Genomic DNA, 25070 nt, shown 5'->3' on the forward strand with positions numbered 1-25070 from the left:
ATGTATCGACTGCTGGCAGTAATAACCTTTTTAATCCTGATAGTCGGGTGCACAGCGAACCTTGGCTACAAGTTTGCTGACACTCTGGTTGAGTGGAAAGTAAAGGATTACGTTGACTTAACCGGTGAGCAGGAAGAGCTGCTAGCAGAGAAAGTTGATGAAATCCATCTCTGGCACGCACAAACTCAGCTTCCGTTGTACAGAAATGAACTGAAAAAACTGAGAAATAAAGTCGACAAGCAGACCCTGAAAAAAAAGGATATCAGCGATTTTGAAGATAGTTTATGGGCATACTGGGACAACGTTTTAGTCCGAACAGAAGCAGAAGCGAGTTTATTAGCGACCCTTTCACTCAAGCAGCGGCAACAGCTCATTCGTCGATTAGAAGAGGCGCAGGAAGACCGTTACCAGCGTTTTCAGGATGACCAGGAAGAAAACCCGATACTAAGAAGTTTGGATCGTATTTCGGAAGTAGAAGAGGACCTGGAAGGTATTATTGGTTCTCTGACTAAAGAACAGGATAAGTTATTACGCAGCTGGGTCGCTGACTCCCCTGAATTACGTGGACAATGGTTAAGCTATCGCTCAAATTGGTTAGGTGAATTTGAGAAAGCGTTGCTGAGGCAAACGATAGACGAAGATAGGTTATCAGCATTAATTCTTGACCCCCAACAATTAAGAAGCGAAGAACTTCAGCAAAAAGCGGATGAAAACAGCCAGTTTCGCAAAGCGTTTTTATGGGATATGTATCAGAGCCTGACTGGGGAACAACGCAAAAAAGTGATAGAAAAGGCCGATGAATATATCGACCTTCTTGACTCTTTAATTGATGATTTTAACGATTAACGAACTTCTATCATCTTACAAGTGTTACTTGAGCCTACGGTTTCCATTACATCTCCGTGGGTCAGTATGATCAAGTCACCGGCTTTTATATGTCCACTCTTTTTCACTACCTCAATAGCTTCAGTTATCGGATTACTGACACTGGTAGAATCGAAATCTATAGGGTAAACACCACGGTACAAAGCTGATTTGTCGCGACTTTGCGGATGGCGGGATAATGCAAATATGGGTAAGTGAGAAGTAATTCTCGACATAAGCTTAGCGGTAAAACCAGATTCAGTTAGCGCTATAATAGCCTTGACCCCGTTTAAGTGGGTGGCTGCGTACATTGCAGACATAGCCGTCGCCTCGGTAATACTGGAGAACATTTCTTCCAGATCCTGATGGCGCAACTGAGCGGTTGGATGTGTTTCAGCACCGAGGCATATTTCAGCCATGGCTTTTACCGTTGCTACCGGATGTTTCCCGGCAGCCGTCTCAGCCGACAGCATGACGGCATCTGTGCCATCCAGTACGGCATTAGCAACATCCATCACTTCGGCGCGGGTTGGCATTGGGTTCTCAATCATTGACTCCATCATTTGAGTCGCTGTAATAACCACACGATTTAATTGGCGTGCACGCGAAATAATCTGCTTTTGTTTACCCACTAATTGCGCATCACCAATCTCGACGCCTAAATCACCGCGGGCAACCATAACGGCATCGGATGCTCTGATGATGTCATCTAATGCATGCTCGCTGGCAACCGCTTCCGCACGTTCAATTTTAGCGCATAAGACGCCTTGTCCACCGGCTTCCCGGAGCAAGTGACGAGCCTGATTAATGTCATCGCCAGAACGGGGAAATGAAACCGCGAGGTAGTCGACGTTGATTTCTGCAGCCAGTTTAATGTCCGCTAAATCTTTTTCTGTTAATGCGGCAGCTGACAAGCCCCCCCCTTGACGGTTAATACCTTTATTATTAGAAAGCACGCCGCCAACGGTGACTTCTGTTTTTACCTGGCTACCATCAATGTTTTCAACTTTTAACTGGATACGACCATCATCCAGCAAAAGAAGGTCTCCGGGACTGACATCTGTTGGCAGGTCTTTATAGTCCAGGCCAACACGTTCCTGATCGCCGCTGTCTTTTCCAAGTTCAGCGTCTAAAATGAACTTATCGCCGACAGCTAACGTAATTTGTTTTTGTTGAAAGCGGGCAACCCGAATTTTGGGGCCCTGCAAGTCACCTAAAATGGCAATATGGGCGTTTAATTCCCGGGCAATTTTTCTGACCATAGAGGCGCGCTGCTTGTGATCGTCACCATTGCCGTGAGAAAAGTTTAAACGAACAACATTGGCACCGGCTTTAATTAGTTCTCTGAGTGTTTCTTCAGAGTCTGTAGCAGGTCCGAGAGTAGTCACAATTTTGGTACGACGAAGCATGCAAAACCTCAGCAAATTTACCCATGAATTTAAGCTTAAGTTTAGCACATGGACTGTTACAGTAGTACGAAATTTAATTGAAAGATAAAGGAGTTAAGAAAACATGAGTGAACATGAATGGAGTAACAAAAGTGAACAGGAGTGGCGCGAAATATTAGGCGATGAAGCTTATTATGTATTAAGAGAACAGGGCACTGAGCGGCCTTTTTCAGGAAAATATTTAAGCTGTGATAAAGAGGGCGTTTACCGTTGTGCCGGTTGTGGTCAGAAACTTTTCGAAGCCGGACACCAATTTGATGCGCATTGCGGCTGGCCAAGCTTTGATGAAGCCATTAAAGGATCGATTGACTACGTAAAAGATTCAAGCCATGGCATGACCCGTACTGAAATACTCTGCAGTCAATGTGGTGGTCATTTAGGCCACGTATTTGACGACGGGCCAACAGAAACCGGACAACGGTATTGTGTTAATTCACTGTCGATGCGTCACGAAGACGACGAATAGTAACCGCGAAATTTGCCGGCTTTAAGTTTATCGACAATCTCTTCGGCGCGATCATCCCAGTCGTCGTATTGGTCTTTGCTGGCATTAACAATTGATTTCATGCTGTTTTTATCCAGGTTTTTCTGACCGAGCTGCCAGGCAACCTGGGACCAGACATAAGCTTCGGGACCATTACCTTCTTTTAAATACATAGAAACTAACGTTGAAGGTATTTCCGGGTTAACCTTGTCATCGGGGCGATAAAGTCGTAATGCACTGTAAAGAAGCTCAAAGGTTTTTTGAGAGTCTTTTTTGGTATAATAGGTGGCCAGCGCGAGTTTGAGCTCAGGCGTTTCCATCTTTTTGGTGCCTTCTATCGCCAGTAGTTCATCCAGTGCACCTTGATCGCCTCGGTTGGCCCAATGCCAATATAGCCATAGAGGGTGATCGGAATCAGTGGTTTCGTCAGCAAGCTTCTCTATATTTTTTCGGGAGTTAATAAAGGCTTCTAAACGTTCAGACTGCTTCTCTCTGGATTTTGTCATTTCAAGCGTTGCGGCCAGTTCTATACACTTTGAGTACTCTTGCAGATCCCGCATGACAAAGTACTGGTTTTCGTTCGTATCGCTTAGACTGCGTTCGTAACGACTGTAAATCAGCTTACTACGTTCTACATTACACCAGTTATCGGTATTTAAGTCGCTACAAATAGCAGGACTAGACTCGCAGATTTCACGGACTGAAGGTTTCCCTTCCATACATCCTGTTAAGACGAGAGCTGCACATGTAATGACAATTTTTTTGAACATAGATACCAACATTTTTTTAGTGAAATACAATTGTTCCGTAAAATTGGCTTCATGCCAAGCTTTTAAGTACAATATTGCGGTTTTTAAGTGTAGTACTTTATAAGCTCACAGACATTACCATAGAGGACAGGGCTCACTATGAACTCTAACCAGCAAGATCCAACCTTATCAAGTTGGCAGGAACGTCAGGAATTCGCCGAGCAGATGCAACCTTTGCTCGGGAAGTTGTACCGGAACTTCGGTGTTGAAATTTTGGTTTATGGCCGTTCATTATTAAACGTATCGACCATTAATATAATTAAGGCACACCGTCTTATTCTTCGTCACGAAGGGCAGAAAGTTCGTTTACGCGAGAGCTTTCCGTTCTTGCAGGCTATGGCAGAACTTAAACTGTCTCCGGCACGCGTTGATTTGGGCAAACTCGCCTATGGCTACTTGTTTGGTGATAAAGCTGATGGCTTATCGGTTACAGATTACGTCAAACGTGAGTTAGCAGATATCATTGACTCAGAAGATAATATTGAACCACGCGATGTCGTTTTATACGGTTTTGGGCGTATAGGGCGCTTATTGGCTCGTCAGTTAATTGAACGTAATGGTGGCAACAATAAGATGCGCTTACGTGCCATTGTCGTTCGAGGTGGTCGCGATGGCGATTTAGAAAAGCGAGCAAGTTTATTGCGTCGTGACTCAATCCATGGCTTATTCAACGGTTCAATAACCGTCGATCATGATAGTCAAAGCATCAAAGCTAATGGTACCAGTATTAAAGTGATCTATTCTAATGGGCCGGACCAAGTGGATTATACCCAGTACGGTATTAACAACGCGATTGTTATCGATAATACCGGTATCTGGAAAGATGAAGATGGTCTGGGTCTGCACCTGAAATCAAAAGGTGTTGATAAAGTGCTTCTGACAGCACCGTCAAAAGGTGATATCAAAAATATCGTGTTTGGCGTCAACGATAAAATGATCGAAGACAGTGATAAAATTGTTTCTGCAGCAAGCTGCACGACCAATGCGATTACACCTGTGCTTAAAGCAATAAATGATGAGTTTGGTATTCGTAACGGTCACGTAGAAACGGTTCACTCGTACACTAACGATCAAAACCTGATTGATAACTACCATACCGCCGAACGTCGTGGTCGCTCAGCGCCCCTAAACATGGTTATTACTTCTACCGGTGCGGCTAAAGCTGTTGCTAAAGCGCTGCCGGAAATGGCAGGTAAGTTAACAGGTAATGCCATTCGCGTGCCGACCCCGAATGTGTCAATGGCAATCATGAACCTGAACTTTGAAAAGTCGACAAGTCGTGATGAATTAAACGATTATCTGCGTAAAGTTTCGTTGCATTCCGAGTTGACTAATCAAATTGATTATACCGCTTCGACTGAAATTGTTTCTTCAGACTTAGTGGGTTCACGTCATGCTGGTGTGGTTGATTCTCAGGCAACTATAGTAGAAGACGACAGAGCTGTATTGTACGTTTGGTATGACAACGAATTTGGTTATAGTTGCCAGGTTGTTCGTGTGGCTGAAGCTATGGCCGGACTTAAGGTTCCTAATTTACCCAAATAATGGAAAAAGCGCCTGCGGGCGCTTTTTTTCTACTCACTTTCTCAGAAACAATACATAAAGGTGAAGTATGCATATCACTGCAAACTTTGACAGTGGCAATATTCAAGTTATCAGCTCAGACAATGCCGATAACATTCGTTTAGCAATCAAAAAAGATCATCAGTCTGATTTTTACCAATGGTTCCATTTTAAGCTGTTTGCTGAAGCCGGCGAAGAGCACGTGATGACGATTGAAAATGCATCTGATTCTGCTTACCCCGATGGTTGGAAGGAATACCAGGCCCTTGCCTCATACGACCGTGAGACCTGGTTCCGGGTTCCGACGGAGTACAATGGCAAAGAACTGACTATTCGTCATACACCAGAGCAAGAAAGCGTTTATTATGCGTATTTCATTCCTTATTCGTACGAGCGTCATCAAGACCTGGTTCAATCAGCTCAACAGTCAATTGACTGTTATCACGAGCTATTAGGCGAAACGATAGATGGTCGTGAATTAAACTTATTGGTTATAGGTGAACCCGCTGAGCACAAAAATACCATTTGGGTGACTGCACGCCAGCATCCGGGTGAGTCAATGGCTGAATGGTTTATGGAAGGCTTAATTACACGTTTACTGGACGACGAAGATGGCGTTGCCCGTAAGTTGTTAGACGAAAACGTTTTTTATGTCGTACCAAACATGAACCCGGATGGTAGTGTTCGTGGACATCTTCGGACGAACGCTGTTGGCACGAACCTGAACCGCGAATGGGCAGAACCAAGCCTGGAGAAAAGCCCGGAAGTTTTTTATGTACTAAAACGCATGCAGGAAACTGGTGTTGATATGTTTCTTGATGTGCACGGTGATGAAGCTTTGCCTTATAACTTTGTCGCGGGCTGTGAAGGTATTCCTTCATATGACGAGCGCCACAAAGACTTAGAAGAAACTTTTAAATCAGCCTTTTTAGCTGCAACTCCGGAGTTTCAGACTCAATACGGTTATGAACTGGATGAGCCGGGTAAAGCGAATATGACCGTCGCAAACTCTGCGGTGGGTGAGCGCTTCAAGTGTTTATCGTATACGCTGGAAATGCCGTTTAAAGACAATGCAGACTTACCTGACGAAGATTTCGGCTGGTCAGTAGCTCGTTGTCAGCGTTTAGGAGAAGATGTTTTAACCGCAATATTGGCAGTCTCCCCAAAATTGCGTTAAAACTAGAGTTGGATCACAAAATAATAACAACAAAGGGGGTCTTCCTTGGAAGTGCTCAACAATTTTTTGCTTTGGATTGACGGTTTTTTAGGCTCTGCGTCTTATTTCCCGTTTCTTTTGCTCGGTGTGGGTTTATTTTTCACCTTGTATCTTGGTTTTCCTCAGGTGCGCTATTTCAGACATGCCTGGAGAGTATTAGCCGGAAAATTCGATAAAAAAGACTCACAAGGCGATACCAGTCACTTTCAGGCGCTATCAACGGCATTATCCGGTACTGTAGGTACTGGTAACATTGGTGGTGTTGCACTTGCGATATTCCTGGGGGGGCCGGCGGCCATCTTCTGGATGTGGGTGACGGCATTCCTCGGTATGACTACCAAGTTTGTGGAAGTGACCTTGTCGCACAAATACCGTGTAAAAACCGAAGATGGCAGTATGGCTGGCGGGCCAATGTATTACATGGACCGCCGACTGAATATGAAATGGTTAGCGGTTATTTTTGCCATTGCAACTATTATCAGTTCCTTTGGCACTGGAAATATGCCGCAAATTAATAACATTGCGCAGTCAATGGAGCAGACGTTTTCAATTGAACCGGTCTGGACCGGAGCCATACTCTCTATTTTGCTGGCAATGGTCATTATTGGTGGCATCAAGCGAATAGCGGCGGTTACCTCAAAAATCGTTCCTATTATGGGAGTTGTTTATGTCATTGGTTCTTTGAGCGTTATTTTCTTCAATATCGATAATATCGGCTCATCTTTTTCTTCTATTTTCACTAACGCATTCACCGGTTCTGCAGCGGCAGGCGGCTTTTTAGGAGCCAGCTTTGCTTATGCGTTTAACCGTGGCGTAAACCGCGGTTTATTCTCTAACGAAGCGGGTCAGGGGTCTGCACCTATTGCTCACGCATCAGCAAAAGCGAAAGATCCTGTTGCTGAAGGCTTGGTGTCAATTCTTGAACCTTTCCTGGACACCATTTTAATCTGTACTTTAACTGGTCTGGTTATTCTATCTTCCGGGGTGTGGACTGAGAAGTTTGAAAATAACTTTGCCAGAAGCGATCTGGACTTCGTTGTTGGTGAGTATAATGATGTTGACAAAGAAGACCGTAAAGAGCTTTACAGATATCTGAACGACTATGACGATACTGAAATTAAACGCTATTCGGGTACACTGAATGTTGTTGATGGCAAAGCGCAGACTAATGGTGAAATCACTATTTTACATGCGCGCTCGGTTGCTGAAGACGTGCGCTTCATTATTGCCGGAGAAGATGCTTACAATGGCCAGGTAAAAATTGAAAATGGTAACTTGATTAAAGAGGATATTGAAGTTGTCGGAAAGTCACTGGTACATTCCGCGGCTCTGACCTCGCTGGCTTTTGCTAATGGGTATTTTGGAGACTACGGTCAGTACATTATTCCCATTACTCTGCTAATGTTTGCTTTTTCGACCGCAATAGCCTGGTCGTACTACGGTGACAGGGCAGTTGTTTATCTGGTCGGCCAAAAGGGGGTTATGCCATACCGTATACTTTATGTATCGGGCTTCTTCTGGGCGTCATTTGCAGATACGACTCTCGTTTGGACAGCTTCCGCTGTTGCTATTGTCCTAATGACACTCCCCAACTTGCTGGGGATGATTTTGCTTCACAAGGAAATGAAGTCAACGGTTAAGTCTTATTGGAAAGACTTTGGCGATGCCGACAAGAAAAAGTAATAGAATAAGCGCCAATTAAAGCAAAACGGTCAACCCAAAGTTGGCCGTTTTATTTTTTATTCCCTCGCAATGCTTGAAATTGAGAGCAAAAGCCTTATATTGCAAGGACTGCATAAGACATAGGTAGTTTATGGCGTTAACACAATGTCCTTCGTGTAATAAACGAATTTCAAGCAAAGCAAAAGAGTGCCCGCATTGCCAGTTTGTTCTGGCCGGTCAGTCTAAAGATGATATAGAGCGTGAAGCCATACGGATAAAGCAAGAAAAATCCGATAAGCTGGTTTCCCGTTCAATGCTCGCCTTACTGATATCGATTGCCGCTTTTACTTATTTATTCCTTCAGCAACCCATGCCTAAAACGTGGCAATACAGCGTTGCCGTTGGGTTAATGGTCGGGGGGCTAGTTTGGTTTATAGTCAACCGTGTGCAGCTTGTCTTTTTAAAAAAGAAAAAGCGGTAAACTATGCAATTCGACGACTTAATTAAAAGCATGAATCAGGACATTTACGAGCGTCTGGTTCAGGCAGTAGAAACTGGTAAATGGCCAGATGGTAATCGTTTAACTGATGAGCAGCGTGAAAACTCCATTCAGTTGGTTATGGCTTATCAGGCGAGATATGCGAGCACTGAGGAAGCTTTTACTATTGGTGCTAACGGCGAAATAATTACAAAAACCAAACGGGAATTAAAAGAGCAGTTCAAAACTGACTCTGGAGAACAAATTGCTCGTTTCAAACTCGACCAACAAGAAGGCGAATTATGAGCTCTCAGCTGTATTCTGACTTATTAGCCCAAAGCCGGGCTTTAACAGAAGGTGAGCCTGATTTAATTGCAAATCTTGCGAATATCTCTGCGCTACTCTACGAGCGCATTGAGGACATTAACTGGTTAGGTTTTTACCTTACCCGTTCTGATAACGAGCTGGTGCTAGGTCCTTTTCAGGGACGTGTTGCTTGTGTTCGTATTCAGTTTGGACAGGGCGTTTGCGGTGTTGCTGCAGAAACCCAAACCTGCCAAAGAGTTGAAGATGTTCACCAATTTGCCGGACATATAGCTTGTGACTCAGCATCAAACAGTGAAGTTGTTGCACCCATCGTCGTTAATGGTAAAACCGTTGCGGTGCTGGATGTCGACAGCCCGTCTGTGGGGCGCTTCAGTGAAGAAGACGCAAAAGCTATTCAGGCCATTGCTGACTACTGCCAAACTCTGAATTGGCAAGGGGTGCAATCATAGTATGTTTGTTGAATTCGATATTCACAGTTATTTAGTAACCAAACAAGATGTTATTTTCTTTGAAGAGCATGAAGAAGAAGCCGCTGATAAAATCAATGAAATGCTGCATCTTATTAATGCATTACGAGAGGATGACGATACAACAGAGCAGCTTGAAGAAATGGTTCGCCGTACGTTGTACGACTGGATTGAAGAGCCTGCATTGCTAGATTTGTCATTTGATGAAATGGACGACTATGTTCGAAACTTAATGAAAGTTGTCCGCGAACAGGAAGAAGAATGGAATGAGTGAACCTGAAAAGCTGACGAAAAGTAAAGATGTCATTGTCTATTTAGCCGAACAGTTTCCAGACTGTTTTACGATAAAAGGCGACGCTAAACCTTTAAAAATTGGTATTTTTGAAGATTTGGCGAAACGCCTTGAGGACGATGACAAAGTAAGTAAGACACGTTTAAGAACAGCTCTGCGTCATTACACTAATAGCTGGCGGTACCTGTACAGTGTTAAGAGCGGTGCTCAGCGAGTGAATCTGGATGGTGAGCAGGTTGAAGCTGTTACAGAAGAACACCAGCAGCATGCGCAAGAGACTTTAAAAGAATCTAAAGCTAAAGTTGCAGAGAAAAACAAAGCAACTAACAAGGCTACCGCTAAAAAAACTCCGGCTAAAGATAAACCTGAAAATACAGCAAAAGCTAAACCGAAAGCCACAAAAAAACCGGCCAAACCAAAAGTTAAATTGGCTGATGTGGAACTCAACAAGCTTTCTGTTGGTCAACAGGTTCAGGTAAAAGCGGGGAACACCCCCATGTCAGCAACAGTTTTAGAACTGGACAAGGACGACGTTCAGGTTCAGTTGCAAAACGGTTTAATTATGAAAGTTAAAGCAGATAAGATTTTTCTGCGCGCTTAGGAGTAGTCAATGAAACACTGGGCTGTAAAGAAATGTGCATTGGCACTGATGTGTGTTATTCCTGCTGCGGTTGCCATACCGCCAGAGCACAAGATCAGTGAATTACCAGAGTTAGAGCAGGAAGCTCAGCATGATACAGCCAGTGAGCGTATTGCGTCCTACTTTACCCGTTATCATTTCAGTAGCCTGACCCTGGATAACGAGTTATCTGAGCAAATTCATGAGCGCTACTTTGACTTGCTGGATTACAGCAAGATGTTTCTGCTAAAAGAAGATGTAGAAGCCGCACAGGAGTATCGTCATTTATTTGATGACATGCTGAAACGGGGCGAGCTTGACGTTGCTTACGACATTTATCAGAAAAGTCTTGAACGCCGTTTCCAGCGTTACGAATATGCTCTGTCTTTATTGGACGAAGAAAAACCGATGGATTTTTCGGTTGAGGGCGACAAATACTATTATGACCGCGAAGATGCTGAGTGGGCAGAATCTAAAGATGAGCTGAATGATCTTTGGCAAAGCCGCGTTAAATACGATGCGCTTAATTTGAAACTGGCCGGTAAAGAGTGGCCTGAGATAGTTGAGACACTCGGTAAGCGTTATAACAGTGCATTAAACCGACTGACAAAATCGAAAAGCGAAGATGTTTTTCAAACCGTTATGAACGCGTTTGCCCGTTCAGTTGAGCCGCACACAAGTTACCTTTCGCCTTCCAATTCAGAGCGATTCCAGCAAAATATGAATCTTGAACTGGAAGGAATTGGCGCTGTACTTCAGTCAGAATATGATTACACAATTATTCGCAGTTTAGTTCCTGGTGGCCCTGCGGATAAAACCGATGAGCTTTCTCCAGAGGATAAAATCATCGCTGTCGGTCAGGGCTCTGGTGAAGATGAAGAAGAGTTTGTTGACATTATTGGTATGCGTCTGGACGATGTTGTCGAGTTAATAAAAGGTCCCAAAGGCACTACCGTTCGTTTGCAGGTCTTAAAAGCCAGCCAAGGTGCCGGTGGTACTCCTAGTGAAGTTGAAATTGTCCGTGACAAGGTCAAATTGGAAGACCGTGCCGCAAAAGCCGAAGTCAAAGAGTTCGAAGAGGGGCCTTATAAAGGTCGTCGTCTTGGTGTTATCGAAATTCCCGGGTTTTACAACAACCTGACCGCTGACGTGAAAAAGCTGATAGAAGATCTACAAAGCGAAGACGTAGAAGGTTTGGTGGTAGATTTGCGCGGTAATGGTGGTGGTGCGTTAACCGAAGCCATTAGCTTAAGCGGTTTATTCATTGATAAAGGTCCTGTAGTTCAGGTTAGCGACGGCCGTGGACGTATTGATGTTAGTGAAGATAAAGACGGTAAAACATACTATGACGGGCCATTGTTCGTTATGGTTGACCGTTACAGTGCATCGGCATCAGAAATTTTTGCGGCCGCGATGCAGGACTACGAACGTGCCTTAATTATCGGCGAAAATACCTTTGGCAAAGGTACTGTGCAACAACATCGTGGACTGGCTCGACGTTTCGATTTCTATGACAAGCCACTTGGCAGTGTTCAATATACGATTGCGAAATTCTATCGCATAGATGGCGGCAGTACGCAGTTAAGAGGTGTTCAACCAGACGTTGTTTTCCCTTCGTTTGTTGAGGCTTCAGACTGGGGTGAAAGCAAAGAAGATAACGCGTTACCCTGGGATAAAATAGATAAAGCGAGCTACAGCCCCGTTGGTGAAATTAACAATGCTGAAGTAAAAGAGTTGCAACAACAGTTAAATCAGAGAATTGAAGACGACCCTGAGTTTTCTTATATATTTGAAGAGATAGAGCGTTATAGACAAGAAAAAGATAAAACATGGGTCAGCCTGGTGTTAACTGAACGAGAAGAGAAGCAAGAGCAACAGAAAAACAAGCAACTTGAGAGAGTTAACGAACGTTTGAAACGTGCTGGTAAAGAGCCAATCGAGAGTATCGAAGATGCCCCTGAAGAATTTACCGAGGTAGATCCCGTCCTCGATCAAGCCGCTTTAGTTGCATTTGATTATATTGATAAAAATCAACTTGCCTCGAATTAAATAAACCTTTTAAAAATACCGCCTTTACGGCGGTATTTTTTTGTGCGCTTGTCATAGCCCCCTGTTTTGTGGTCATATAGTGCGTTAATGAACACAAACGATTAATAATAATGACAACAAATAATCAGACGATATCAAGCCGATGGTCAAGTCGGTTAAGTTTTATACTGGCCTCTTCAGCAGCGGCTGTTGGTTTAGGCAATATCTGGAAGTTTCCCTACGTTATGGGAGAGAACGGGGGCGGTGCCTTTGTTCTGGTGTACCTGCTTTGTATTTTAGCTATCGGCATTCCCATTATGATGGCCGAGGTGATTATAGGCCGTCGTGGCCGACACTCACCAGGCTATGCCGCTAAGTCTGTCGCATTGGAGTCAGGTAAGCATTCTGCCTGGCAAGTTGCTGGTTGGCTCGGAATGTTGACCGGTTATTTGGTTTTAAGTTTCTATGCGGTTATAGCGGGGTGGGCACTGGCTTATGTCTTTAAAGCCGCACAAGGTGTGTTTACTAATGCATCTGCCGAAGCCGTAGGAAAAACCTTTGATGCATTGCAAGCATCGCCCGGCGAGTTGATGATGTGGCATAGCCTGATTGTTGTCGCAACCATTTTAGTGGTTGGCAACGGTGTTAAGAATGGCCTGGAAAGGTCGGTTAGACTGCTTCTCCCATGCATGATTGTGTTGCTGGTTTGTATTGCTCTTTACTCAGGCAGTATTGGTGACTTTTCTGCAGCTGTTAGCTTTATGTTTGAACCGGACTTCAGCAAGTTGACTGTTAATGGCGTTATGGTCGCACTAGGTCATTCTTTCTTCACTCTGGGGTTGGCTTCCGGCGTTGTAATTATGTATGGCGCTTATCTACCAAGAGAAACCTCTATAGTACAAACCAGTGTCTGGATTGCAGTCATTGATACTTTTGTCGCGCTATTAGCGGGACTGGCAATATTTCCTCTGGTGTTCGGTTATGGTTTGACGCCAAGTGAAGGCCCGGGTCTTATTTTCACTACGTTACCTTTAGCTTTTAGTGAGATGCCTGCCGGAGGTTTTGTTGGAACGGTATTCTTTATTATGCTGGTTATAGCGGCGTTTACCTCCGCTATCGCCATGATTGAATCATCGGTTGCCTTTGTTTCAGAAAAGTTTTCCTTAAACCGCTGGCCAGCAACCTTAGTTTCTGCCGGGGTACTTTGGCTTCTGGGGCAGTTGACCATCCATTCATTTGCCGGCTCCGGCTGGGCTCAGTTAGATTCTGCGTGGTTAGGTAAGCCAATTGAGTCACTCTTTGATATCATTGACGTTTTGACATCAAGCTTACTGTTGCCGCTAGGCGGCTTGCTGCTCGCTTTATTAGCGGGCTGGGTCATGCGTTCTGAATTCACGAAAGACGAACTGGATACAAGAAAAGGCATTTTCGATGTCTGGCTGTTGTGCGTTAAATATATTTCTCCAGTCGCTATCATTATTATTTTTTTACAGCTAATAGGCTTTATAAAACTTTAGGTTGAATAATTAATGAGTCATAAAACAAAAGCACCCAGTTTATTACAGGCGCTGATTCCTTTACTTGCGCTAATTGCAATGTTGTCCTCGTCGGTTTATTTGTTTGGCGAAGATTCTTCTTATGGGCCCAACCAGATAGCCTTGTTAATAGCGGCCGGTATTGCTGTCATCATAGGTTTTAAAAACGGCTTTAGCTGGGAACAAATAGAAGAGGGCATAACCGAGGGGATCTCTGTCGCCCTGGGCGCAATGTTAATCATTCTTGCCGTCGGTTCGTTAATCGGGACCTGGTTACTTTCTGGTACGGTCCCAACCTTAATATATTTTGGCCTGGAACTGCTAAACCCCAGCTTATTCTATGCGGCAAGTTGCATTATTTGTGGTGTGGTAGCGCTGTCTATTGGAAGTTCGTGGACAACCGCAGCAACCATTGGTGTGGCATTAATGGGCGTAGCCTCCGGTATGGGGTTAGAGCCAGGTATTGCCGCCGGCGCAATTGTTTCCGGAGCATACTTTGGTGATAAAATGTCACCCTTGTCTGACACCACCAACCTGGCGCCTGCGGTCGCAGGAACTGAGTTGTTCGCTCACATCCGTTACATGGGGTATACCGCAGGGCCAGCTTTTGTTATATCGATAGTCTTGTTCTTAATTCTTGGTCTTAATACCGATACCAACGTCAGCTTACAGCGCCTGGAATTGATGCAGGAGCAACTAAGCGCAACCTTCAACGTTGGCTGGGAAATGTTAGTTCCTTTGGCCGTATTGCTATACTTGGCAGCAACACGCAAGCCTGCGCTACCTACAGTATTTTTCGGCGCCTTGCTCGGTGGTGTGTGGGCGCTGATTTTTCAACCCGAAATGGTCAGTCAAATAGCCGGAGAACAGGGCTGGGTCGCGGCCTTAAAAGTGGTTTGGTTAGCGTTATCAGATGGCGTAGCGGTGAGTACAGGCAGTACCAATCTTGATTCATTGTTAAGCGGCGGTGGTATGTCGTCTATGTTAAACACCGTCTGGCTCATTTTAAGTGCGATGACCTTTGGCGCCATTATGGAAAAAGTTGGCCTTCTGGAGCGCTTTATCCGCGGTATGCTTAAATCAGCTAAGAGTGTTGGCTCGCTGGTGACCGGAACCATTTTTACTTGTTTTGGCGCGAACGTATTAACTGCTGACCAATATATGGCGATTGTACTGCCGGGCCGTATGTTCAAAGAAGAGTATGAACGTCGAAACCTGGATCCCAGAGTGCTTTCCCGTACTCTGGAAGACAGTGGTACTATCACATCGGCTCTTATTCCCTGGAATACATGCGGAGCTTATATGTTTTCAGTACTTGCCGTGAGTCCGTTCGAATACGGCATTTATGCGTTCTTTAATTACCTGACACCGCTAATTGCCATAGTTCTTGCCTATACCGGCTGGACTATCTTGTATTTGAACCCAAAAGATAAAACGGCTGAAGCCTAATTAGAGCGAACAGCCGTACGCAAGAAAGCGACTTAGAGAACTAAATACAGAAGGAAGCTATGACACAATTACCAAAGGCTAAATATCGTAAAGATTATCAAGAACCTGAATTCACAATAACGGATGTCGATTTAACCTTTAATCTTCATCCAACAGAAACTCGGGTAACGAGCGTCTTAAAAGTTGTACGGCAAGGCGATCATACAAAGCCTTTGGTACTCGACGGGGAACAACTCACCTTATTGAGCTTGAAAGTCGATAATGAAGAGGTTGCCGAGGATGCATATCAATGCGATGAGAACAGCCTGACACTCAACACTTCTCTTAAGTCGTTTACTCTTGAAATTGAAAATAGCGTTAACCCAACGACTAATGAAGCGCTTGAAGGCCTTTACCTGGCTGAAAACACTTTCTGTACGCAGTGCGAAGCAGAAGGATTCCGGCGCATCACTTATTACCCCGATCGGCCCGATGTTCTGGCAAAATTTACAACCACAATTATTGCCGATAAGGCAGATTTTCCATACTTATTATCAAATGGTAACCGCATAAAGCAGCTGGATCTCGATAACGGAAAGCATATGGCAACCTGGCAGGATCCTTTTCCTAAGCCTTGTTACCTGTTTGCTCTTGTCGCGGGTAATTTCGATGTGTTACGTGATGAATTTACTACCCGGGAAGGGCGTACCGTTGATTTAGAGCTCTTTGTTGATAAAGGTAATCTGGACAGAGCTGACCACGCCATGTTGTCGCTTAAAAACGCGATGAAATGGGATGAGGAGCGTTTCGATCTGGTCTACGATCTGGATATTTATATGATTGTAGCCGTCGATTTCTTCAATATGGGCGCCATGGAAAACAAAGGCCTGAACGTTTTCAATGCGAAGTATGTTTTAGCTAATCCAGCAACGGCAACCGATCAGGACTTTCTTAACGTTGAGTCCGTTATTGGTCACGAATATTTTCACAACTGGACCGGTAACCGGGTGACGTGCCGTGACTGGTTCCAATTGAGCTTAAAAGAAGGGCTTACTGTTTTCCGCGATCAGGAGTTCAGCTCAGATCTTGGCTCCAGAGCCGTCAACCGCATTCAGGATGTCCGCGTTATTCGAAGCCATCAGTTCGCCGAAGATGCAGGTCCCATGGCACATCCGATTCGCCCGGATAAAGTGGTTCAAATGAATAACTTTTATACGGTGACGGTCTATAACAAAGGCGCCGAAGTTATTCGAATGATCCATACTTTATTGGGAGAATCGGGTTTTCAGAAAGGCATGACGCTTTATTTTGAGCGTCACGATGGTAAGGCTGTAACTTGTGAAGATTTCGTTCAGGCTATGGAAGATGCAAACGGCGAGGATTTCAGTCGATTCCGTCATTGGTACTCGCAGGCAGGAACGCCGGTTGTTACAGCGGAGCAGTCTTACGATAAAGACGCGAAACAACTCACCTTGGTGCTCAAACAGGAAACCGCGTCTACGCCCGGACAAGAGCAAAAGGCTCCTTTCCATATCCCGGTTAAATGGTCAGCCTATAGTGAGCAGGGCGAAGAACTTTTATTAAGTGATAATAATTTACTGCACTTAAAAGAGAGTGAAACGACTTTCACCTTTGACAATGTTTCTGAGGAACCTATTTTATCCTTATTCGATAATTTCTCTGCGCCAGTAAAAGTGAAGCGCACCATAAGCGATGACGAGCTACGAGTACTGCTGGCTCATAGTAAAGATGACTTTAGTCGTTGGGATGCGGCACAGTCGTTGTTTACCCGAATAATTGAAAAGGGAATTGATGATCATTCCACTATTGAGCTTTCGGTACAAACTATTGATGCGTGTCGGAACCTGCTTCGCGCAAATACCGATCCTGCACTAAAAGCTCTGGCCTTAACCTTGCCTTCAGCTTCAACTATCGCTGATAATTATGAAACCATTCCGGTAGAAGCAATTAATACCCAGTTGAAGTCACTAAAAAAACAACTGGCAGTTGCGCTGGAGGATGATTTCAGCCAGCTTCTGAGTTCTTGTAAGTCAGAAAAAGCCTACCAGTTAGTGGGGGATGAAATAGCCAAACGTCAGCTGAAACAGGTTTGTTTAAGTTATTTAGCCGAACTAGGCGACGCAGCGACCAATAAGTTGACACAACAATTTGACCAGGCCGATAACCTGACTGATCAGCTGGGTGCAATGCAGGCCGGAGTCTGGGCAAATCATGCTATAGCTGAATCTTTACTTAATAAGTTTGAGCAGCAATGGCGTGGCGAAAAGCTGGTAATGGACAAGTGGTTCAGTACTCAGGCTCTTGCTAATAACGACGCAACGGTGGAGCGCGTTAAAGATTTAATGACGCATCCCGATTTTTCGTTGAAAAACCCAAACCGGGTGTATTCACTGCTTGCCGCGTTCACTCAGAATCAACCGCAGTTCCACAAAGCTGACGGGGCAGGGTATGAATTGATAGGCTCAGTCATTCAACAACTGAATACCAGTAACCCTCAGGTTGCTTCAAGACTGCTATCTGCTTTTGTCAGTTGGCGCCGGTATGATGACAATCGCCAGCAATTAATGCGCAATCAGCTTGAGTCTTTACGTCAATTGCCAAACCTGGCCAGTGACTTATTTGAAAAAATAGAAAGTTGTCTAACTGAATAATTATTTAAAGGTATTAACCAACGGTGATCATTGAGTATGTTTTTAACCTAAGTATGAGCTACCAGGAATTTTGTGATGTCTATTACAGTAAAGGTTATCAACAAATTGTAGTCACGACCGTTAATGGCACGCGGGTAGCCCTACCCGCGGGTCGTTTAATTCCTTTTATTGATAATAAGGGGGTGCGTGGACGCTTCCTTTTGCAAGTTGATGAACAGCAAAAGTTCGTGGGATTAAAACGGCTAACATAGAGTCCATTCAGTTAAACTAAATAGTTATATTATTTTACTTACCATATCTGGTCTAAACACCTGTTTTTAGCGTGAATAAGCGTTGAAACCCCAGCGTAAATGTCCGACAATAACATCAATCATATATTCTCTGGCCGTGGGCCGCATTTGGGCTTGCCTGCGACGTTTCACCAACAACCTCAAGGACTCTGTAATTATGTCGTTGGTCGATAGTCAATCTCCGGTTTTACTGGAAAAAGTCGTTGAATTGATAAATAAGAAAGTTCCCGCCTCTCAAGCGCACTTAGTAGCAGATTTTGCCAAGCGCTTATATCGTAATATTGCCAGTGATGATTTAACCAACCGCCACGATAGTGATATGTACGGTGCAGTTTTGGGTTTATGGCATAGTTTTAATGAATATAAACCCGGTGATAAAGCACTGATAAAAGTATATAACCCTGAAGTTCCTGCGGACGGTTGGGAGTCTCCCCATACCATTATTGAAATTATTCAAAATGATATGCCGTTTATGGTTGATTCAGTACGAATGGCACTGGCTCGTCTGGGTATTACATCGCATTTATTACTGCATATGCCGTTGAGTCATAAACGAGACAAAAATAGTCAGGTTACTGAATTACAAAAACCCGGAACCCGTAGCGAAGATAACTATGTCGACACGGTCTTTCTTATTGAAATAGACCGCCAAACCAGCAAAGAAGAAATAAAAACGTTAAAAAGTGAGTTGGTGTCGGTAATGGAAGAAATCAGTCTTGCAGTTGAAGACTGGCAGGCTATGCGTCAGCGTTTGCAGTCGGTTTCAGAACAGCTTGATCACGACTTTTATCCGGGCTCGAAAAAAGAAAAGAAAGAAATTAAGCAATTTTTACAGTGGCTGGCCAATGATAATTTCACATTAACTGGTTACCGTTCCTATGAGCTAACCCCAGTGAAAGGGGACTACGAACTCAAACAGGTTAAAGATTCCAGTCTGGGGCTAATGAAAAATTCCGTTAGTGAAAAAGGGCGTTTGGTTTCCAGCTTACCTGAAGATGCGCGCGAAATAACACAAAACGAACGCTTGTTACTGTTGACTAAAACCAACTCGAAATCGCGGGTCCATCGTCCGGCATACTCCGACTACATTGGCGTTAAACGCTTTAACCAAGATGGCGAAGTAGTAGGTGAAGACCGCTTTATTGGTTTGTATTCGGCAAACTTTTACAACAATAGTGCACGTGATATCCCGTTGGTGAGTGAGAAAATATCGCGCGTATTGGACATGTCAGGCTTCGCTCCGCAGTCTCACGCGGCTAAAGCACTGTTGAATATTTTAGAGACCTATCCTCGTGATGAAATTGTGCAGGCAGAAGAAGACGATCTGTTAACGGTTGGTTTGGGTGTGTTGCAAATGCAAGAACGCGACATGACCCGCGCTTTTCTGCGCCGCGATATTTTCGGCCGCTTTATGTCGTGCATGGTTTATGTGCCAAAAGAGCGCTATAACACCTTGTTACGTCAACGAACTCAAAGTGTGTTGGCGCGTACATTGAAAACCGAATACGACGTCGACTTTACCACTTATTTTTCAGAGTCTTCGTTAGCAAGAACGCATTATACCGTGCGTTTGAGCGAAGACCATCAGGATGTGAACGTGAAAGAATTAGAACAGAACTTAATTGAAGCGGCGCGCACGTGGGAAGACAATTTCGAACGTATTTTGCAATCCACTTTCGGCGAAGCAAATGCTACCCGTTTAAATAAGCGGTACGCTATGGCATTTCCCCGTGCGTATAAAGAAGATGTTTTACCATCGGTAGCAATTTCAGACATAAAACAACTGGAGTCCTTAAACGACGAACATAAACTGGGTATGGTGTTATACCGTGCTCAGGAAGAAAAAGACGACAGTAAACATCTGCATTTGAAGTTGTTCCATAAAGACGAGCCGATTCACCTGTCGGACGTATTGCCGATGCTCGAAAACTTCGGATTACGTGTCATCGGCGAAAGTCCTTACCAGATTAAAACGAGCGACGGTGATGTCTACTGGGTTCTCGATTTCCACATGCTTCATACGGCAGGTTCATTGAATCTGGAAGAAAGTCGAGAAACCTTCCAGAGAGCCTTTGCGTTAGTCTGGAAAGGTAAGTTAGAAGACGATGGCTTCAACCGCTTAGTACTAGGCGCCGGAATGAACGGCCGTCAGGCGACTATTTTACGTATGTTTGCGAAGTACATGCGCCAAATTGGTACTACATTCAGTCAAAGCTACATAGAGAGCACTTTCAGTAAGTATCCTTTGCTGGCCAAGCTGGTTGTGAAGATGTTTTACAGCAAGTTTGAACCGGGCACAAAAGGAGTCGAGAAAAAGCTCGAAGCACTTCATACCCGTATTAATACCGAGTTGGACAACGTTGCCAACCTTGATGACGATCGTATTATTCGTCGCTATGTGGAATTGATAGATGCTGCGTTACGTACCAACTTCTTCCAGAAAGACGAGCAGGGCAACGACAAACCGTATATTTCGGTTAAGTTCTTGCCTGAACTGGTACCGGAAATGCCATTACCGTTACCTAAGTTTGAGATATTTGTTTACTCGCCGAAAGTCGAAGGTGTGCACCTTCGTGGTGGTAAAGTAGCCCGCGGCGGATTGCGCTGGTCAGACCGTCGTGAAGACTTCCGCACCGAAGTACTTGGTCTGGTTAAAGCTCAGCAAGTGAAAAACACCGTTATTGTTCCTGTAGGGGCAAAAGGTGGCTTTATTTGTAAAGCTTTACCAGAAGACAGAGAAGGCATGATGGTCGAAGGTAAAGAGTGCTATAAAACCTTTATCCGTGCGTTACTCGACATTACCGATAACATCGTTGAAGGCGAAATTGTTCCGCCGAAAAGTGTTGTTCGTCGCGACGAAGACGATCCATACCTGGTTGTTGCAGCAGATAAAGGCACTGCAACTTTTTCTGATATCGCTAACGGCATCTCAGCTGAATATAATTTCTGGCTGGGTGATGCCTTTGCATCAGGCGGCTCAGTTGGCTATGACCATAAGAAAATGGGTATTACCGCTCGTGGTGCCTGGGAGTCAGTTAAGCGCCATTTCCGCGAAATGGGTATCGACTGTCAAACCACAGACTTTACCTGTGTTGCCATTGGTGACATGGGTGGCGATGTATTTGGTAACGGCATGTTGCTGTCCAAGCACACGTGCTTACAAGCGGCATTTAACCACTTGCATATCTTTATTGACCCGCAACCAAATGCGGCAAAATCCTGGGAAGAGCGTGACCGTTTATTCAAAATGCCGCGTTCAAGCTGGGATGATTACAACCGCGAATTGATTTCAAAAGGTGGTGGTATTTTCTCAAGAAGTGCAAAAGCGATTGAGCTAACACCTGAAATTAAGAAAATGCTGGGTACCCAGAAAAAATCAATGACACCGAATGATTTGATCAAAGCCTGCTTAACGATGAAAGTTGATCTTATCTGGAATGGTGGTATCGGCACTTACGTAAAAGGTAAAGCAGAAACCGACAGTGATGTTGGCGACCGTGCTAACGATGCACTGCGCGTAAACGGCCACGAGCTGAACGCAAAAATTATCGGTGAGGGCGGCAACTTAGGCTTTACTCAATTAGGCCGTATTGAATTTGCGCAAAACGGCGGTCGAGTCAACACCGACTTTGTCGATAACGTAGGTGGCGTGGATTGTTCAGATAACGAAGTTAACATTAAAATCTTATTGAACGGTTTAGTTAACAGCGGCGAGCTGACGAAGAAACAACGCGATAAACTGCTTTACGACATGACCGATGATGTCGCGAAAATTGTGCTGGATGACTGTAACAGACAAACACAGTCAATTTCGGTAACAGCGTTGCGCGGCACCGATCAAGTGAAAGAATACACGCGGTTTATTCATCACCTTGAGCGCGAGCATTCGTTAAATCGTCAGCTTGAGTTTTTACCTGATGATGATGAATTAGTTGAGCGTCAGGCAACAAATCAGGGCTTAACACGTCCGGAATTGTCCATTGTTACCGCTTACGGAAAGATGGTTCTGAAAGAGCAGTTGATAACGGATGAAATTACGGAAGACCCGTACCACATGCGTGAACTTTTTGACTCTTTCCCAGAGGCCTTACGTGATCGTTTTGCTGACAGCATGGTATCTCATCCGCTAAAAGGTCAGATTATTGCCACTAAGCTTGCCAATAATATCGTTAACGATATGGGACCAAATTTCGTTTTCCGCAAGCAGGAGGCAACTGGCTCGACAGTTGCTGAAATAGCTTCTGCTTACGTAGTAGCCCGTGAGTGCTTTAAAGTTGAAGAACTGTGGGAACAAATTGAAGCGCTGAATAATAAAGTGCCAGCAGAAGTTCAGAATGAAGTTTTATTCCAGCTTCGTCGTATGGTGCGCCGCGCAACTCGCTGGTTCTTGCGCCACCGTAACCCAGCTCTGAGTGGTATTCAGGAACACTTAGACTTCTACATGGGAGCATTTGACGACTTACGCGAAAACAGCCTTAAGTATATGGTTGAAGATGAAGCCAAAGTCATTGAAGAAACAATTGAGAAGTACAAAGAGCACGGCTTCCCGGCCAAGCTGGCAAAAAACATTGCGAGCTTGAGTACCATATTTTCTGCGATGGATCTTGCTGAAGTTGCTAATGAAACAGGACAGTCATTCAAGACAGTTGGTACGCTTTACTTCCGTTTGGGTGCGGAAATAAACTTACATTGGTTCTTAATACAAATTAATAACCAACCGGTGGCGAACCATTGGCAAGCTCTGGCAAGAGCGGCATTCCGTGAAGAGCTCGATTGGCAACAACGTTCGTTAACTCAAGTTGTGCTGCGCTCAACACCAGACGTCAGTGACCCGGAGAAGATGATCAGCGAGTGGATAGAACAAAACGAAGTGTTGTTATCTCGTTGGCAGCAAATGCTATCAGACTTCCGCACAACGAAGAGCCACGAGTTTGCCAAATTCTCCGTTGCTTTGCGCGAGCTTATGCTGTTGAGCCACAACTGTGCACCTAAAGTGATCAGTTAATGTACAACCTAATAAAATCATTTTTGTTTCGTCAGGATCCTGAGAAAACGCACGAATTAATGCTCGGGATCCTGAATAAATGGCATCGCACACCGTTGTCGCTGTTTTGGAAACAAAACGTAGCCAGCAAACCGGTTCGGGTTATGGGGATTGATTTCCCTAACCCGGTCGGTTTAGCCGCTGGTCTTGATAAAAACGCTGAGTGTATAGACGCATTTTCTCAGATGGGTTTTGGCTTTATCGAAGTGGGTACGGTGACCCCTGTAGCTCAGCCGGGTAATGATAAGCCTCGTTTATTCCGCTTGACCGAAGACGAAGCAATTATTAACCGCATGGGTTTTAATAACCATGGGGTTGATGAGCTTGTTAAAAATGTCAAAGCGTCTTCTTATAAAGGCGTGTTAGGTATTAATATCGGTAAAAACAAAAACACGCCGGAAGAACAGGCCATTGATGACTACCTTGCGTGTCTGAATAAAGTTTATCCGTACGCAGACTATGTCACGATTAACATTTCATCACCTAATACCCCGGGGTTAAGAGACCTCCAGCACGGCTCCAGTCTTGATGGTTTATTGTCCAAGCTAAAAGCTACTCAGCTCGCTCTGGCAAAAGAGCATGATCGCTATGTTCCGTTGGTAGTTAAAATAGCTCCGGATCTTGAAGATCATGAAGTTGAAGTCATGGCGCAGTCATTATTAAAAAATGAAATGGACGGCGTAATAGCCACCAATACAACGTTGTCGCGTGACGGATTGCAAAGCAGTCAGGCAGGTGAAGCTGGCGGCTTAAGCGGTAAACCACTTCAGGATAAAAGTACTCGAGTGATAGAGTTGTTGTATAAAACTTTGCAAAGAAAAATACCGGTGATTGGCGTTGGAGGTATCGATTCAGCTGAGTCGGCAGAAGCTAAACTCAAAGCAGGAGCTAGCCTGGTACAAATTTACACTGGGTTTATCTATCAAGGTCCAGGGCTAATTCGCTCAATTGTTAGTCACTTGTAATGGTTAAGTGACTTTAGTATCTTATCGCAAAGCTTAAATTCTTCTAATAATAAAGGCTAACATCGTGGAATCGGAATCCCATTGGTTATGGTTATTCAATACAGAAAGCGGCAAGCTTAGCGTCAAGCTAAGTGATACCGAGGTATTTGATACACCTTACAAACCGAGTCAGCTAGTCAATATTCACTTTAATGAACAAATGATGGACATTGAAGACGCGACGACCTTCCAGAGCGTTAGTGAAACATTGGAGGCTTACCCAGCTGATAAAATGCCTTGCGCACCGAAAAATGCGGCTCTTAATACAACGGCATGGTGTCGCTTTGGTCGTCCTCAAATGCCACAGAGTTGGCATTTTCAAAAATCTGATATTAGCGAATGGCCGGTAGAGCGGCGTTTATGCGAATTGAACTCAGGTTTTGATCAGGGGCTGTTCTTAATTCTTGATACCGATGATGAATTTGCGACTTGCTTACTGTTAAGTAACGGCATGCAGCTTTCTGCAATTAAATCTCTGCGTCAGTATCATGTCATTAAAGTCACTTTAAACCGCTTGTTACCGGCAACCGTTGATTTAGCTTTGTCGGCCCAGTCTGACTGGAGTCAGAAACTGGCGTAACTCTTTTAAGGAAAAACCTTAAAATTTTAGTGTATTTTCGGGATTTATTTAGGACTTTGTTCTAAGAAAGGGGGACTTAGCAGGAAAATATTAATAAATACTTATTCCGGACGTTGGTTGCGGGGGCAGGATTTGAACCTACGACCTTCGGGTTATGAGCCCGACGAGCTACCAGACTGCTCCACCCCGCGTCCGATTGAGAGCGCATAGTATAGTGATAATTCGTACCACGCAAGCTTTATTTAAACCAACCGCATAGT

Annotated in this window: 20 protein-coding genes and 1 tRNA gene; 18 read left to right on the forward strand and 3 right to left on the reverse strand. The window is 44.4% G+C overall.

Annotated elements, in window-relative coordinates; translation table 11 throughout:
* Nucleotides 1–846: a DUF6279 family lipoprotein gene (locus Q5L94_RS02525; protein WP_317496907.1), complete on the forward strand. Its 846-nt coding sequence runs from the start codon at nucleotides 1–3 to the stop codon at nucleotides 844–846.
* Here Q5L94_RS02525 and pyk read toward each other — a convergent pair.
* A complete protein-coding gene (gene pyk, locus Q5L94_RS02530; RefSeq protein WP_317496908.1) occupies nucleotides 843–2273 on the reverse strand; it encodes a pyruvate kinase in 1431 nt (476 codons plus the stop codon). The two genes, Q5L94_RS02525 and pyk, sit on opposite strands and share 4 nt — an antisense overlap.
* Nucleotides 2274–2376: 103 nt before the next feature.
* Here pyk and msrB point away from each other — a divergent pair, with 103 nt between their 5' ends.
* Nucleotides 2377–2778 carry a peptide-methionine (R)-S-oxide reductase MsrB gene (gene msrB, locus Q5L94_RS02535; protein WP_317496909.1) on the forward strand — a complete coding sequence of 134 codons (402 nt, stop codon included), beginning with the start codon at nucleotides 2377–2379 and terminating at the stop codon, nucleotides 2776–2778.
* Here msrB and Q5L94_RS02540 read toward each other — a convergent pair.
* Nucleotides 2760–3515, reverse strand: a complete 756-nt coding sequence (locus Q5L94_RS02540; RefSeq protein WP_317496910.1) for a DUF2989 domain-containing protein — start codon at nucleotides 3513–3515, stop codon at nucleotides 2760–2762. The genes msrB and Q5L94_RS02540 overlap by 19 nt on opposite strands.
* 189 nt (nucleotides 3516–3704) lie before the next feature.
* Here Q5L94_RS02540 and Q5L94_RS02545 point away from each other — a divergent pair, with 189 nt between their 5' ends.
* The 16 genes from Q5L94_RS02545 to Q5L94_RS02620 all read left to right on the forward strand — a co-directional run bounded on the left by Q5L94_RS02545 (nucleotide 3705) and on the right by Q5L94_RS02620 (nucleotide 24810).
* Entirely contained in the window at nucleotides 3705–5150 is a 1446-nt protein-coding gene (locus tag Q5L94_RS02545) for a glyceraldehyde-3-phosphate dehydrogenase (RefSeq protein ID WP_317496911.1), read from the forward strand.
* Nucleotides 5151–5217: 67 nt separating this feature from the next.
* Complete coding sequence (locus tag Q5L94_RS02550; RefSeq protein WP_110013102.1) at nucleotides 5218–6345, forward strand: M14-type cytosolic carboxypeptidase; 1128 nt, start codon at nucleotides 5218–5220, stop codon at nucleotides 6343–6345.
* 45 nt (nucleotides 6346–6390) lie between these two features.
* Nucleotides 6391–8067, forward strand: coding sequence for an AGCS family amino acid carrier protein (locus Q5L94_RS02555; RefSeq protein WP_317496912.1), 1677 nt, complete (start codon nucleotides 6391–6393; stop codon nucleotides 8065–8067).
* A 130-nt stretch (nucleotides 8068–8197) separates the two neighbouring features.
* On the forward strand, nucleotides 8198–8527 hold the full coding sequence (locus Q5L94_RS02560; protein WP_317496913.1) for a hypothetical protein: 330 nt from the start codon (nucleotides 8198–8200) through the stop codon (nucleotides 8525–8527).
* 3 nt (nucleotides 8528–8530) lie between these two features.
* Nucleotides 8531–8830, forward strand: a complete 300-nt coding sequence (locus Q5L94_RS02565; RefSeq protein WP_317496914.1) for a YeaC family protein — start codon at nucleotides 8531–8533, stop codon at nucleotides 8828–8830.
* Nucleotides 8827–9300: a GAF domain-containing protein gene (locus Q5L94_RS02570; protein ID WP_317496915.1), complete on the forward strand. Its 474-nt coding sequence runs from the start codon at nucleotides 8827–8829 to the stop codon at nucleotides 9298–9300. Before Q5L94_RS02565 ends, Q5L94_RS02570 begins: the two co-directional genes overlap by 4 nt.
* Before the next feature lies 1 nt (nucleotide 9301).
* Nucleotides 9302–9592 carry a hypothetical protein gene (locus Q5L94_RS02575; RefSeq protein ID WP_011234518.1) on the forward strand — a complete coding sequence of 97 codons (291 nt, stop codon included), beginning with the start codon at nucleotides 9302–9304 and terminating at the stop codon, nucleotides 9590–9592.
* On the forward strand, nucleotides 9585–10211 hold the full coding sequence (gene proQ, locus Q5L94_RS02580) for an RNA chaperone ProQ (RefSeq protein ID WP_317496916.1): 627 nt from the start codon (nucleotides 9585–9587) through the stop codon (nucleotides 10209–10211). The genes Q5L94_RS02575 and proQ overlap by 8 nt, the downstream gene beginning before the upstream one ends.
* A gap of 9 nt (nucleotides 10212–10220) precedes the next feature.
* Complete coding sequence (gene prc, locus Q5L94_RS02585) at nucleotides 10221–12278, forward strand: carboxy terminal-processing peptidase (protein ID WP_317496917.1); 2058 nt, start codon at nucleotides 10221–10223, stop codon at nucleotides 12276–12278.
* Nucleotides 12279–12388: 110 nt separating this feature from the next.
* Nucleotides 12389–13774 carry a sodium-dependent transporter gene (locus Q5L94_RS02590; protein ID WP_317496918.1) on the forward strand — a complete coding sequence of 462 codons (1386 nt, stop codon included), beginning with the start codon at nucleotides 12389–12391 and terminating at the stop codon, nucleotides 13772–13774.
* Nucleotides 13775–13786: 12 nt separating this feature from the next.
* Nucleotides 13787–15241, forward strand: a complete 1455-nt coding sequence (gene nhaC, locus Q5L94_RS02595) for a Na+/H+ antiporter NhaC (protein ID WP_317496919.1) — start codon at nucleotides 13787–13789, stop codon at nucleotides 15239–15241.
* Between the two features lie 59 nt (nucleotides 15242–15300).
* A complete protein-coding gene (pepN, locus tag Q5L94_RS02600; RefSeq protein WP_317496920.1) occupies nucleotides 15301–17892 on the forward strand; it encodes an aminopeptidase N in 2592 nt (863 codons plus the stop codon).
* A gap of 23 nt (nucleotides 17893–17915) precedes the next feature.
* On the forward strand, nucleotides 17916–18143 hold the full coding sequence (locus Q5L94_RS02605) for a DUF2835 domain-containing protein (protein ID WP_317496921.1): 228 nt from the start codon (nucleotides 17916–17918) through the stop codon (nucleotides 18141–18143).
* 196 nt (nucleotides 18144–18339) lie between these two features.
* Nucleotides 18340–23187, forward strand: coding sequence for an NAD-glutamate dehydrogenase (locus Q5L94_RS02610; protein WP_317496922.1), 4848 nt, complete (start codon nucleotides 18340–18342; stop codon nucleotides 23185–23187).
* Nucleotides 23187–24191, forward strand: coding sequence for a quinone-dependent dihydroorotate dehydrogenase (gene pyrD / locus Q5L94_RS02615; RefSeq protein WP_317496923.1), 1005 nt, complete (start codon nucleotides 23187–23189; stop codon nucleotides 24189–24191). Before Q5L94_RS02610 ends, pyrD begins: the two co-directional genes overlap by 1 nt.
* A 64-nt stretch (nucleotides 24192–24255) precedes the next feature.
* The gene (locus Q5L94_RS02620) at nucleotides 24256–24810 is read left to right on the forward strand and encodes a cell division protein ZapC domain-containing protein (RefSeq protein ID WP_317496924.1); all 555 of its coding nucleotides are present in this window, start codon (nucleotides 24256–24258) and stop codon (nucleotides 24808–24810) included.
* A gap of 114 nt (nucleotides 24811–24924) precedes the next feature.
* Here Q5L94_RS02620 and Q5L94_RS02625 read toward each other — a convergent pair.
* Nucleotides 24925–25001 (reverse strand) — tRNA-Met (locus Q5L94_RS02625).
* Nucleotides 25002–25070: the final 69 nt, after the last annotated feature.

Origin of the sequence: Idiomarina sp. Sol25 (genome assembly GCF_033052775.1) — a bacterium.
Taxonomy (GTDB): Bacteria; Pseudomonadota; Gammaproteobacteria; order Enterobacterales; family Alteromonadaceae; genus Idiomarina.